Below are 11,728 nucleotides of genomic sequence, written 5' to 3'. Positions count from 1 at the left end.
ATAGTCTTAAGAAAGCTTGAGCCAGGCACCATCCCCAGGCCCATTTTTATCTGTTTTTCCGTTTTACTGAAGACGTCCTGCCTAACCTAACATTCAAGGAAGGAAAGGGTGATTTTGATGGAAATGGAAACGGTAAGATTGTCACAGATCGTTATGAAGTGGTTCCCGGAGATGATCCCATTCTTCAGACAAAACGAACTCAACTCCATGATTGTTCTGAGGGACGGGCTGAATATCCTCGAACAGGAGGATGCGCTGGAGATCATTCAGTACAGCCTTTGTGAGCACCAGAGCCAAGCTCCGCTTCACTAATTTTTACACGTACAATTGCATGATTGCATTACAAAATGCCGTTATTCGTCCGGATGTTCCCGGCGGTAGCGGCATTTTTTGTTGCCTCTATATTTCCCTGCCACGCGGGGGTTTTTTTCTTCCTCCAGATGGCTCACCCGCCCCGGCTGACGTTTGAACCACCATTTCCCCGTTTAAAGACAAAGTACATACGGCACAGTATACAGTACAATGTAACAATCCTGTTCTTTTTCGTTTCTTCCATTCCATTATAATTTGATTGAACGTACACAAGGGAGAGGGAATAATATGAACATCATCTTGGCCTTCATCATCCTGGCCTCATCGGGTTTTGGCGTAACGGGGACAGATCAGCGTGAGGACACGCTTTCCACCATCATGCAATCATCCATTACCTCCGCCGTCATCCAAAGCAAGCAGCAGGTTCCAGGAAAGCCTGGCGTCAAGCAGAACACGACCGAAATCGATCCGCAGGCAGATGCCCCCAAAGTGAAGGGCGTTTACGTAACCGCCTACAGCGCAGGCGGCTCCAGAATGGATCAGCTCATCAACCTGATCGACGACACCGAGCTGAATGCGATGGTGATCGACATCAAGGATGACGAGGGCTACATAACGTACAAAACCGACAATCCGAAGCTGCTTGAGCTTGGGGATTCACAGCCCTTCATCAAAGACATCCATCAGCTGATGGACCGGCTTGAGAAGCATGATATTTATCCGATCGCCAGAGTCGTTGTGTTCAAGGATACGATATTGGCAAAGAAAAATCCCGAGCTCTCCTTCCGGAAGAGCGACGGCACCGTATGGAAAAATGGCGGTGGTGACAGCTTTGTCAATCCATACGAGCGCGAAGTATGGGAATACAACCTCGAAATCGCCAAAGAAGCGGCCAAGCTGGGATTTAAAGAGATCCAGTTCGATTATGTCCGTTTCCCCGAGGGATTTGAGAAAAGAGCCGATTCCCTCAAGTACACCAAAACCGAACAGTCCCGGGTCGATGTCGTAGCGGATTTTGTGCAGTACGCGCGCGAGGAGCTGGCCCCGATGGGCATCCGGGTGTCTGTCGACATCTTCGGTTATGCCGCCTCGGTTCCGGCAGCGGAAGGCATCGGTCAGGATTTTGTCAAAATATCCAAAAATGTCGACGTCATCAGCCCGATGGTGTATCCAAGCCATTATTCAGCCGGCTGGTACGGATCACAAACGCCGGACAAGGCGCCGTATCAGGTCATCAAAGGCTCGATGGAGGATACGCACAAGAAGCTGGATGAGCTTGGCGAGAAAAAGCCGATCATCAGGCCCTGGATTCAGGATTTCACAGCCAGCTGGCTCGGCAGCGGGAATTATACGAAGTATGGGAAATTTGAAATTGAAGAGCAGATCCGGGCACTGAAGGATACGAATGTGGACGAATATCTGCTCTGGAACGCCTCCAACCGTTATACGGAAGGCGTTGACCACTAAGAAGCGATGACAGGTTCGGCTGCCTTGGGCGGCCGGGCTTTTTTTCGTCCGCGTGCTCGCGCCTCTCCCTGTTCACGATTTTAACAATAATCAGGTAGATAGCTAACAATGAATGTGATATGATGATTGCTGGCTGCATACGAAACGATGAACACAACTTGCATGGATATATGGATATGATGTCCGTGAATAGAGGCTCGGCGATAGCCGGCATATACGTTCAGACCCAAGCGCTCCTTACAGCTCATCTCCCATGATGACTGCAGGGAGTGTGATTTTTTTGTGCAGCACATCTCGTTCATCATCATCCTACATCAAAGGCAGGCTATTTCTAATGTTGCAAACCACGACTATGCGCGGCAAGATGAAGCAGTTTGCGATTATCTTGATTCCGATCTTGATCACTCAGCTGGCTTTGTCAGCCATCAGTTTTTTTGATACCAACATGTCCGGACGATTCAGCTCGGTTGATTTGGCCGGCGTCGCCATCGCCACCAGCCTCTGGCTTCCGGTCCAGACCGGTCTCAGCGGCATTCTGATCGGCATCACCCCGATCGTGTCTCAGCTTATGGGCAGGCGCGAGGAAGCGGAAGTGCCCTATCAGGTGAATCAGGCGCTCTGGCTCTCGGCTGCGCTGGCTCTGATCGTCATTGGCGCAGGCTATGCGATTGTTCCTTCCATTCTGAACAGCATGCGTCTCGAGCCCGAGGTGCACCGCGTGGCAATCGAATATTTAACGGCCATTTCCTTCGGGATCATCCCGCTGTTTGCCTATACCGTACTGCGCAGCTTTATTGATGCGCTCGGGCAGACGCGCACATCCATGATCATTACGCTGATCTCGCTGCCGGTGAACGTGGTGCTGAACGCCATGTTCATTTACGGTTTGTGGTTCTTTCCGAGACTCGGCGGTGTAGGCGCGGGTGTCGCCTCGGCGATCACCTACTGGATCGTTCTGATGATTACCATTCTGATCGTCCATAGAGTTCATCCGTTCTCCGATTTCGGCATGTTCCGCAAGCTTAGCAAGGCATCGCTCAGCGCGTGGAAAGGCATTATGAAAATCGGGGTGCCCATCGGCTTCTCGATCTTCTTCGAGACCGCCGTATTCGCTGCGGTAACCCTGCTCATGAGCAGCTTTAACACTATGACGATCGCGGCACACCAAGCGGCGATGAACTTTGCCTCCACGCTCTATATGCTGCCGCTCAGCATCTGCATGAGCTTGACGATTGTGGTCGGGTTCGAAGCAGGCTCCGGCCGTATGAAGGATGCCCGGCAGTATGCCAAGCTCGGCATCGGCCTTGCTGTCCTGCTCTCGCTGGCAACCGCGATCATTCTGCTCGTCGCCGGGCGTCAGGTTGCCGGGCTGTATTCGAGCGAGCCGGAGGTTATCGCGCTTATTCAGCAGTTCCTGCTGTTCGCGATTTTCTTCCAGATTTCAGATGCCATCGCAACCCCGACACAGGGTGCGCTCCGCGGCTACAAGGATGTAAATGTGGCCTTTGTGCTCGCGTTTCTGTCCTATTGGGTGATCGGACTGCCCGTTGGGTACGTGCTGGCGAACTTCACAGAACTAGAGGCCTTCGGCTACTGGATCGGACTCATTACCGGCCTTGCCGTCGGGGCCACGCTGATGCTGCTGCGGCTGGTGAAAGTTCAGCGAAAGTTCGAGCGCGAGGCCAGCGGCACGAACACAAGCCAAGGTTGATCTCATTCGCACAGTCCGCGCCGATCGTCGGTTGTCATCGGCGCTTCGCTGCACGGCGCGGCTAACAAGCCAACAAACAACAAGGTCGAGGATCGGGCTGATCAGCCCCTGTCCTCGACCTTGTTGTTTCGTTATTGGCGTATGTTTCAATTTCGAGCGTATAACCGCGCTTGCTGCTGTCCCTGATTATTGGGACAGACGCAGCGCCAGGTTGTACATCTCCATGTCAAACTGCTTCTTCGTGTTGACAACCTTGTCGATGTCGGTGAGCACCAGCTCTCCTTTAATAATACCGCAGCCTTTATCCGACTCGCCGTTAATCAAGCTGCGAACCGCGAAATCACCGAGACGGCTCGCCAGGTTCCGGTCAAACGGAGTCGGTGCGCCGCCGCGCTGGATATGTCCAAGCACCGTTACACGCGCATCGATGGACGCATGGCGTTCCTTCAATCCTTTGACGATATCTTCCCCGCGGCCTACACCTTCAGCAACGATGATAATGCTGTGGCGTTTGCCATTTGCGAAGTTCTCTCTCATCCGGTCAGCCACTTCATCCAGGTTGAACTCCACTTCAGGCACCAGAATCGTCTCCGCACCGGAGGCAAGACCGGAATGCAGGGCGATGTCACCGCAATGACGGCCCATAACCTCTACCACAGACGAACGGGCATGGGAAGACATCGTATCCCGAAGCTTGTTCACCGCATCCACCACAACGCTCACCGCTGTGTCAAACCCGATCGTATAGTCCGTATATGAAATATCGTTGTCGATCGTGCCAGGCAGTCCCATCGTCTTGATGCCGAGCTTGCTCAGCTTGTTGGCACCTTGATAAGAACCGTCGCCGCCGATAACAACAAGACCGTCAATTCCGTTCTGTCTCAAAATGTCCGCGCCCTTCTGCTGTCCCTCGGCCGTCTTGAACTCTTCACAGCGAGCCGACTGCAGAATGGTTCCGCCGCGCTGGATAATGTCTCCGACGCTGCGCAGATCCATTTTGAAAATATCATTATTCAAAAGTCCCTGATACCCACGCTGAACCCCATACACTTCCAGCCCATGGTACAAGCCGCTGCGAACGACAGCACGAACGGCTGCGTTCATCCCCTGGGAGTCGCCCCCACTGGTAAGAACTGCGATTTTTTTAATTTCTGACATGATTCTTATTCCTCCTTAAGTGACTCATACTTTATGCTTGCGAATCCATCGGCTGTTGACAAAGAAAAATAACCGGGTCATCGGGCTTCTCTTCATCAGGCGCCTGGATACGGAGCGTACCAGCTGCTGCTCGCTGACTTTGGGGTCGGATAAATATAGGGCAAGTAGCCCCTCTATAATCATGCGATGAAAAGGGGTCGAGGGGATCGCCGTGACATCCTTCCGTGCCCACTCAACGATAGAAGCAATACGGTTTAGCATCGTATCCGCATCTTCGTAGTAATTGCAAAAGTTCAAATCGCCGCCCAGCCTGTCTTCGTCCTGATCAATCAGGTAATCCAGCATAATATGGAGACTGCATACGTTAGGAAAATAAGACCCATGAATGGTCGACGCATCCTCGTCATCCAGAAAGGGGTCGGTGGCGGCCAGAAACAGCATGAACACGCCGAGCGTCGAGCCCGTTGCCGCTGCAAACTCATTCCAGCGCAAATGCGGCGTCCGGTGCGCATGGCGGGACCACCATTCCAGCAATGCGGATTCTCTCTCTTGCGGATGGATGTGCTTGTACACTTGCAGATCGGTGTACAGCTCAGCCAGATCCCTTATGTAGGGCTGTGCCGCCTCATATCCAGGAAGCTCTGCAATCCGGTTCCGGCAGGTCTCTACAAGACGGGTCAGATATCCCCCATCCTCCTTCTCTGTCCGGAGCGAATAATAATCAGCCAGCTCGCTTCCCGGGGTGACGGCATCCAGCATCGATTGATGAAGCTGCCTGAAATCCGCGGGATCCAAAGAAGTGCTGCGGTCGCATAAATTATCCAGATAATCACTGATCGTCTGGTATGCCACAATGAGCGGAATAAGGATATGTTTGTCCGGGAGACTTGCCGCAGCATAGACCGCTCCCCCTTGACAGTGGAAGCGCTTGGTGTCGATGCTGGCCAGCGCCTGCCTCCGCAGCTCCTCATCCGGTATTCGTTCGGCTTCCTGACGCCACTTATCCAGTTCAATCCGCACTTCCGGCAATATGAATTTGTATACCCGGTTCATCAGCCCAAACGGGCTGCGCGGTACCTTACGGCTCAGCTCCTGATCATTCAATGAACTCTGCCTCCACACGGTTGTCTTTTATACCTATCCAAACCACACTTAATTATAATATGATCGTACATTTTGCACAAATAACAACCTTCATTGACTTTGGAATTTCGCCGGCGATATCGTGAATACAGGCATATATTCATCTATCTCCATTACGCAATATGTTATATACTTAGCGGAGTTGTCATTTGAAATAAAGATATGGAGAAGCTTTCGTTTATGAACAAGAAAACGATGCCCGCCGCGTCAGACCAGAACTGGCTGCGCGCGTTTATGTTTACGATATTCGGCTCCACCGCCCTGGTCATCTCATACTTTCCTTTGTATTACAAAAGCATCGGGTTCAGCAGCGCCCAGATCGGCTATCTGTATGCTATCGGTCCGCTGATCTCGATGTTCTCGAACATGATCTGGAGCTACGCCAGCGACAAATACCGTACGATCAAGCGCATTCTGACATTGCTGCTGATCGGCCAGCTTGTGCTGCTGCTTCTGCTCTGGCAGGTGTCAGGCTTCGCGCTGGTGTTCACCGTGATCAGCCTGTTCTATTTCTTCTATTATCCGGTCTATCCGCTGGCGGACACGATGGCCATCCAGACCGCGCAGCGCTACGGGCGCAGCTTCACGGTGATTCGCGTGTTCGGATCGCTCGGCTACGCTTTTTTTGCACTCGCGATCGGGTATGTCATCGGCGCTCAAGGGGTGTCCTGGACGCTGGCCATCGGCATTGCGCTCAGCGTATTTACGCTGCTGTTCTCCCTTCAGCTGAAAGACGGGGTCATGAACAAGGTCGAAGGCATGAATGCGGCGAACCTGCTGAGACTTTTGCGCTCCAGGGAGCTCTTGTGGTTCTTCGGGTGCACGCTCTGCCTGGCGCTCGCCCACCGCATGAACGAGGCCTTCTTCACGGTAACCCTGTCCCAGCTCGGGGCGGGAGAAGGACTGATTGGCTGGGCGCTCATGATTGCGGCTGTGAGCGAAATTCCGATTTTCTTTCTGCTGAGCAAATACGGCGACAACATCAAGGAACTTCCGCTGCTCGCTTTTGCCAGCCTCATGTTTGGACTGCGCTTTCTGCTGATGGCGCTCGCGGCCGATCCAATCGTCGTGCTTGCCGTGCAGTGCCTGCACAGCATCACCTTCGGCGTCTTCTATGTAACGGCCGTCCGGTATATTACGCGGATGATGCCGCTCCAATTCAGGGCGACCGGCATGGCGTTGTTCACCATCTTCTGGTCCAGCGCTTCGGGGCTGATCAGCGGCGCCTTTGGCGGCATCCTGTTTGAACATGCCGGACGCCCCTTCTTCTACATGTTGGCGGCGATGTTGTCCGTGCTGGCTTTTGCCGGCTTCCTCGGCCGCCATCTGCTGGCGAAGCCTGGGCAGGTCTATGATGAAGGAATCGGGGGCTGACCGCCCCCGGTTATAGGCATTGCCCCAAGCTTGGACCCGCACCGGGTCCCTACACGCAAAAAAACACAGTTCCATGTAGGAACTGTGCTTCCATGCCTAGGTAATTCTATAAGATCTCCGCTTCGGAGTTGACTTACAGTTTTGTTACGTTGGCTGCTTGAGGACCGCGGTTGCCTTCTGTAATCTCGAACTCTACCGCTTGGCCTTCTTCCAAAGTTTTGAAGCCTTCTTCTTGGATTGCGGAGAAATGTACGAATACATCCTCGCCACCTTCAACGGAAATGAAGCCGTAACCTTTTTCTGCGTTAAACCATTTAACTGTACCTTTCAAATGAACAACCTCCTAAAAATACCGCCATCTATGGCGAATACCCATATTATATCCCATGTTTTCCTACATTGCAATCCGTCATTTTCCTATGCCGGGTTTTTTAGCATTTTTTAACGGAAGATCATTTGCTTTTCAACCCGCCATTGCGTTATCATTGACCCAAAAGCCTAAGTCGCAGACGGAGAAGGAATTGCCACATGATCAAAAAACATGAGATATACAAAAAAGACAAATGGAACATGATGACTGTTGAGGTCCAGGGACGCTACATTGTACTTCGGGAAATTTCCGATCAGTGGGGCGAGGATACACAAACCTTTATGAGCCGTCCGGCACTCATGCAGTGGGTGCAGCAACGCTTTCCTAAAGAGGAATTCGAAGGACGGGAAGAGGAATGGCAGCAAATCATGGACCGTTTCAAGCAGGTGTAGATGATGGATTACACAAATGCCGTTATTTTCATCATATTGGCCTTTAGCCTCGGGTTCATCATGATTATGAACAGGGATCGGATTCCGACCCAGTTAAGACGGGGAATGGCCCTCATTGCAGCTGTCATGGTCCTGTTTGCCTTTTACCTCATTGTATACAGTTTCTTAAGTTCGGGTTCCTCTTAAATAAGAATAAAGGATGAAACAGCGGATATCGCGGCATACTATGGCTCGATTGCTACTTTTTAGGAGGATGCCATATGAGATGTTTTAAGGTGCTGTGCGTTGCCGCAGCGCTGACGCTAATCCCTTGTACCGCTGTCTCATCCGCTGTTCCGAGAGCGGAAGCCGCCCGAACTTCATTTCATACCTATCATCTAAGGAGGATTCCTATGGAAAAATTATTGAAGCGCTCTGAAGTTCCCGCTGAGCATAAATGGAAGCTGGAGGATTTGTTTGCCGATCAGAAAGCATGGGATGAGAGCTACGCGAATGTCCGCGAACTGCTGAAGCGCACCCATGAATTTCACGGAAAACTGAACAGCGCCGAAGCGATCAAATCCTGCTTCGAGCTCGAAGACGAAATTTCCTACCATACCGAGCGGCTATACGTGTACGCCCATCTGCATCATGATGAGGATACGGCTAACCCTACATACCAAGCTCTTTCTTCGAAAGCCAAGAAACTCAATGTCGAAGTCGGCGAAGCGCTCTCCTTCATTACGCCGGAGATTCTTGCATTGTCCGACGCCGAGCTCGACAAGCTGATTGCCGATCCGAGCCTTCAGGATTACCGTTTTACCCTGACGGAGATGAAGCGTGAGAAAGCGCATGTCCTGTCCAAAACCGAGGAGGCGCTGCTGGCCCAGGTCGGCAACCTGTCTACTGCCCCGCAGACGATCTTCGGCATGATGAACAATGCGGACATGAAATTTCCGAAGATCATGAACGAAGAAGGCAAGGAAGTCGAGCTGACACACGGAAACTACATCCAGTTCCTCGAGAATCCGAACCGTGAAGTGCGCGAGCGTGCATTCAAAGCGGTGTATGAAACATATGGCAAGCAGAAGAACACGCTTGCGGCGACCTTGAATGCTAATGTGAACAAGAACATGTTCTACTCCCGGGTTCGCAAATACCCTTCCGTGCTGGAAATGTCCCTGTATGGCGACAACATTCCGAAGGAAGTGTACACGAATCTGATCGACACCATCCATGAGAGCCTTCCGCTGCTTCACCGTTACATGGAGCTGCGCAAGAAGCTGCTCGGCGTGGCTGAACTGCATATGTATGACCTGTTCGCACCGCTGGTGGAAGAATACAAATGGGATATTACCTACGACGAGGCCAAGCAGATGACCATCGAGGGTCTGGCTCCGCTCGGCGAAGATTATTTGAACAACCTGAAGGCCGGTTATGACAATGGCTGGATCGACGTGTACGAGAACGAGAACAAACGGACCGGCGCATACAGCTGGGGCGCATACGGTACCCACCCATATGTGCTTCTGAACCACAAGGACAATCTGAACAGCATGTTCACCCTTGCCCATGAAATGGGTCACGCGCTCCACTCGTTCTACTCGGACACGAACCTGAAATACCGGGACGCGCAGTACACGATCTTCCTCGCGGAAGTGGCCTCGACAACCAATGAGGCGCTGCTTATGGATTACCTGCTGAAAAACGCAACCGATCTGAAGCAAAAAATGTACCTGCTCACCTACTATGCCGATCAGTTCCGTACAACCGTGTTCCGTCAAACGATGTTTGCCGAATTCGAGAAGCTTGTGCATGACCGGGCCGAAAGCGGCGAATCGCTGACAGCTCAGGATCTGTCTGACATTTACTATGATCTGAACGTGAAGTACCACGGCAAAGGCATGGCGGTCGATAAAGAAATCGCGATGGAATGGGCGCGTATCCCGCATTTCTACACCAGCTTCTACGTGTACAAATATGCTACCGGATTCTCGGCAGCGACCAGCTTCTCCAAGCAAATTCTTGAAGAAGGCCAGCCTGCTGTGGACCGCTACCTTGGCTTCCTGAAGAGCGGGGGCAGCGATTATTCCATCAACATTCTGAAAAAAGCCGGTGTTGACATGTCTTCGCCGGAACCGATTCGCGAAGCGATGAGCGTGTTCGAAGACATTATCCGTCAGATGGAAGAGCTGACCCGATAATTCGTACCTGCCAGGCGGCCGGTACGACATGCTCCATAAAATCCCTTGCCCCATGGCGGCAAGGGATTTTATACTGTTGTGGAAGGAGGTGTCCATATGAAAATGCAATGGTCACTGATCGCAGGGCTAATATTCGCACTGCTGACGGCCATTTTTGCCGTGATCAATGTGGATCCGGTGCAAGTCAATCTGCTGTTCGCCAAGGTTTCGATCCCGCTGATTCTGCTCATTATCGGCTGCACATTGATCGGGGGGATCATCGTCGGCTCTTACGGGATATACCGCCAATATCAGATGCAGAAGGAGATCAAATCCCTGGCCGGACAGCTCATACATATTCAGGAGGTCACAGGATATACACCTGAAATTCCGCAAAGGGAGACCGAGGCCGAGTCACAGGACAGTGAATCAGACCGCGCACCGGAAGAAAGCAAGTAGCAGACCTAAACAAAAAACACGAATTGAATTAAAGGAGTTTTCTCTATGTCTATCCAGCCGAATGAAGATTATATTTTGAGTTTGCTGACCGAGCTTCTGGACACCCCGAGCCCGACCGGTTATACCGCCCATATTATGAAACGCATTGAGCAAGAGGCAGCAAAGCTCGGCATCGATTTTCAATATAACGAGAAAGGCGGTGCTATTCTAAGCGTTCCTGGCACCGATGGCAGCCGAACCATCGGTCTCAGCAGCCATGTGGACACGCTAGGCGCGATGGTTCGCTCGATCAACACCGACGGCACGCTCCGCCTGACCCGCGTCGGCGGCTTCATGATGAACAGCATCGAGAACGAATATTGCCAAATCCACACCCGCGCCGGCAAGGTATGCACCGGAACGATTATGACAACGAAGCCGTCTGTCCACGTCTTCAACGATGCCCGCACATTTGAACGTGAGGAAAGCCATATGCAGGTCCGAATAGACGAGCAGGTTGAGAACGCTGATGATGTGAAGAAGCTTGGCATCGGCGTCGGTGACTTTATCTCCTTCGATGCCCGGCCGGTCATCACGCCAAGCGGCTACATCAAATCCCGGCATCTGGATGACAAGGCAAGCGTAGCTGCCCTCTTCGGTCTGCTGGAATCGATGAAGCGGGACAACTGGAGCCCGCGCCATCACGTGAAAATTCTCATTTCCAACTACGAGGAAGTTGGGCACGGCGCCGCCTATATTCCATCCGATATCAGCGAGATGATTGCGGTGGATATGGGATGCATCGGCGATGATCTCAGCTGCAAGGAGACCGATGTATCGATCTGTGCCAAGGATTCCTCAGGCCCTTATGATTATGAAATGACTTCTCGCCTGATCCGTCTGGCAGAGCAAGAAGGCATACCGTACGCGGTCGACGTCTACCCGAACTACGGCTCCGATGCCTCGGCAGCCCTCTCCGCCGGAAGCAATATCCGGGCCGCGCTGATCGGTCCGGGCGTGCACGCATCGCACGCGATGGAGCGAACGCACAAGCAGGCTGTGCTGAACACGACCCGCTTGCTCGCCGCGTATGTAGCTGAATAGCAGGCCGCATCCCTGAGCCCTGAGCTCGATACTATGAAAGTACCCGATGGACCGAGATATGAATGAAACCTTCTGACAACCTATAGACCAGAGATTG

The 11,728-nt window shown here is 52.3% G+C and carries 12 protein-coding genes; 9 read left to right on the top strand and 3 right to left on the bottom strand.

Annotated elements, in window-relative coordinates:
* Positions 1 to 117 precede the first annotated feature (117 nt).
* From CHH75_RS08725 to CHH75_RS08715, 3 genes are all read left to right on the top strand, one after another.
* Positions 118 to 312 (top strand): hypothetical protein, encoded by a 195-nt coding sequence (locus CHH75_RS08725; RefSeq protein WP_095264046.1) that lies wholly within the window; start codon positions 118 to 120, stop codon positions 310 to 312.
* A 288-nt stretch (positions 313 to 600) separates the two neighbouring features.
* Positions 601 to 1,779 (top strand): putative glycoside hydrolase, encoded by a 1,179-nt coding sequence (locus tag CHH75_RS08720; protein ID WP_095263991.1) that lies wholly within the window; start codon positions 601 to 603, stop codon positions 1,777 to 1,779.
* A 334-nt stretch (positions 1,780 to 2,113) separates the two neighbouring features.
* A complete protein-coding gene (locus tag CHH75_RS08715) occupies positions 2,114 to 3,490 on the top strand; it encodes an MATE family efflux transporter (protein ID WP_095263989.1) in 1,377 nt (458 codons plus the stop codon).
* A 186-nt stretch (positions 3,491 to 3,676) separates the two neighbouring features.
* Here CHH75_RS08715 and pfkA read toward each other — a convergent pair whose 3' ends face one another.
* Positions 3,677 to 4,648 carry a 6-phosphofructokinase gene (gene pfkA, locus CHH75_RS08710; protein WP_095263988.1) on the bottom strand — a complete coding sequence of 324 codons (972 nt, stop codon included), beginning with the start codon at positions 4,646 to 4,648 and terminating at the stop codon, positions 3,677 to 3,679.
* A 24-nt stretch (positions 4,649 to 4,672) separates the two neighbouring features.
* Positions 4,673 to 5,752 (bottom strand): tetraprenyl-beta-curcumene synthase family protein, encoded by a 1,080-nt coding sequence (locus CHH75_RS08705; protein ID WP_095263987.1) that lies wholly within the window; start codon positions 5,750 to 5,752, stop codon positions 4,673 to 4,675.
* Positions 5,753 to 5,971: 219 nt separating this feature from the next.
* Here CHH75_RS08705 and CHH75_RS08700 point away from each other — a divergent pair, with 219 nt between their 5' ends.
* Positions 5,972 to 7,165 (top strand): MFS transporter, encoded by a 1,194-nt coding sequence (locus tag CHH75_RS08700; RefSeq protein ID WP_230875623.1) that lies wholly within the window; start codon positions 5,972 to 5,974, stop codon positions 7,163 to 7,165.
* A 133-nt stretch (positions 7,166 to 7,298) separates the two neighbouring features.
* Here CHH75_RS08700 and CHH75_RS08695 read toward each other — a convergent pair whose 3' ends face one another.
* Positions 7,299 to 7,496 (bottom strand): cold-shock protein, encoded by a 198-nt coding sequence (locus CHH75_RS08695; protein ID WP_028405178.1) that lies wholly within the window; start codon positions 7,494 to 7,496, stop codon positions 7,299 to 7,301.
* 197 nt (positions 7,497 to 7,693) lie between these two features.
* On the opposite strand from CHH75_RS08695, the gene CHH75_RS08690 reads away from it, so the two are divergent.
* The 5 genes from CHH75_RS08690 to CHH75_RS08670 all read left to right on the top strand — a co-directional run bounded on the left by CHH75_RS08690 (position 7,694) and on the right by CHH75_RS08670 (position 11,631).
* Positions 7,694 to 7,927 carry a hypothetical protein gene (locus CHH75_RS08690; protein ID WP_095263986.1) on the top strand — a complete coding sequence of 78 codons (234 nt, stop codon included), beginning with the start codon at positions 7,694 to 7,696 and terminating at the stop codon, positions 7,925 to 7,927.
* A 3-nt stretch (positions 7,928 to 7,930) separates the two neighbouring features.
* Positions 7,931 to 8,113: a hypothetical protein gene (locus tag CHH75_RS08685; RefSeq protein WP_095264044.1), complete on the top strand. Its 183-nt coding sequence runs from the start codon at positions 7,931 to 7,933 to the stop codon at positions 8,111 to 8,113.
* 206 nt (positions 8,114 to 8,319) lie between these two features.
* Positions 8,320 to 10,110 (top strand): oligoendopeptidase F, encoded by a 1,791-nt coding sequence (gene pepF / locus CHH75_RS08680; protein ID WP_095397965.1) that lies wholly within the window; start codon positions 8,320 to 8,322, stop codon positions 10,108 to 10,110.
* Positions 10,111 to 10,206: 96 nt separating this feature from the next.
* Complete coding sequence (locus CHH75_RS08675) at positions 10,207 to 10,548, top strand: LapA family protein (RefSeq protein WP_095263984.1); 342 nt, start codon at positions 10,207 to 10,209, stop codon at positions 10,546 to 10,548.
* Between the two features lie 45 nt (positions 10,549 to 10,593).
* Positions 10,594 to 11,631 (top strand): M42 family metallopeptidase, encoded by a 1,038-nt coding sequence (locus tag CHH75_RS08670; RefSeq protein ID WP_095397964.1) that lies wholly within the window; start codon positions 10,594 to 10,596, stop codon positions 11,629 to 11,631.
* Positions 11,632 to 11,728: the final 97 nt, after the last annotated feature.

It is taken from the genome of Paenibacillus sp. 7541 (assembly GCF_002276395.1).
Taxonomy (GTDB): Bacteria; Bacillota; Bacilli; order Paenibacillales; family Paenibacillaceae; genus Paenibacillus_AQ; species Paenibacillus_AQ campinasensis.
Note: the sequence above shows the minus strand (reverse complement) of the source record. Positions and strands in the feature narration are given on the sequence as shown.

Excerpts from the sequence above, each read along its gene's own strand:
- CHH75_RS08685 (WP_095264044.1), top strand. The coding sequence starts at position 7,931 with ATGGATTACACAAATGCCGTTATTTTCATCATATTGGCCTTTAGCCTC.
- pepF (WP_095397965.1), top strand. The coding sequence starts at position 8,320 with ATGGAAAAATTATTGAAGCGCTCTGAAGTTCCCGCTGAGCATAAATGG.
- CHH75_RS08725 (WP_095264046.1), top strand. The coding sequence starts at position 118 with ATGGAAATGGAAACGGTAAGATTGTCACAGATCGTTATGAAGTGGTTC.
- CHH75_RS08670 (WP_095397964.1), top strand. The coding sequence starts at position 10,594 with ATGTCTATCCAGCCGAATGAAGATTATATTTTGAGTTTGCTGACCGAG.
- CHH75_RS08700 (WP_230875623.1), top strand. The coding sequence starts at position 5,972 with ATGAACAAGAAAACGATGCCCGCCGCGTCAGACCAGAACTGGCTGCGC.
- CHH75_RS08715 (WP_095263989.1), top strand. The coding sequence starts at position 2,114 with ATGTTGCAAACCACGACTATGCGCGGCAAGATGAAGCAGTTTGCGATT.
- CHH75_RS08690 (WP_095263986.1), top strand. The coding sequence starts at position 7,694 with ATGATCAAAAAACATGAGATATACAAAAAAGACAAATGGAACATGATG.
- CHH75_RS08720 (WP_095263991.1), top strand. The coding sequence starts at position 601 with ATGAACATCATCTTGGCCTTCATCATCCTGGCCTCATCGGGTTTTGGC.
- CHH75_RS08675 (WP_095263984.1), top strand. The coding sequence starts at position 10,207 with ATGAAAATGCAATGGTCACTGATCGCAGGGCTAATATTCGCACTGCTG.
- pfkA (WP_095263988.1), bottom strand. The coding sequence starts at position 4,648 with ATGTCAGAAATTAAAAAAATCGCAGTTCTTACCAGTGGGGGCGACTCC.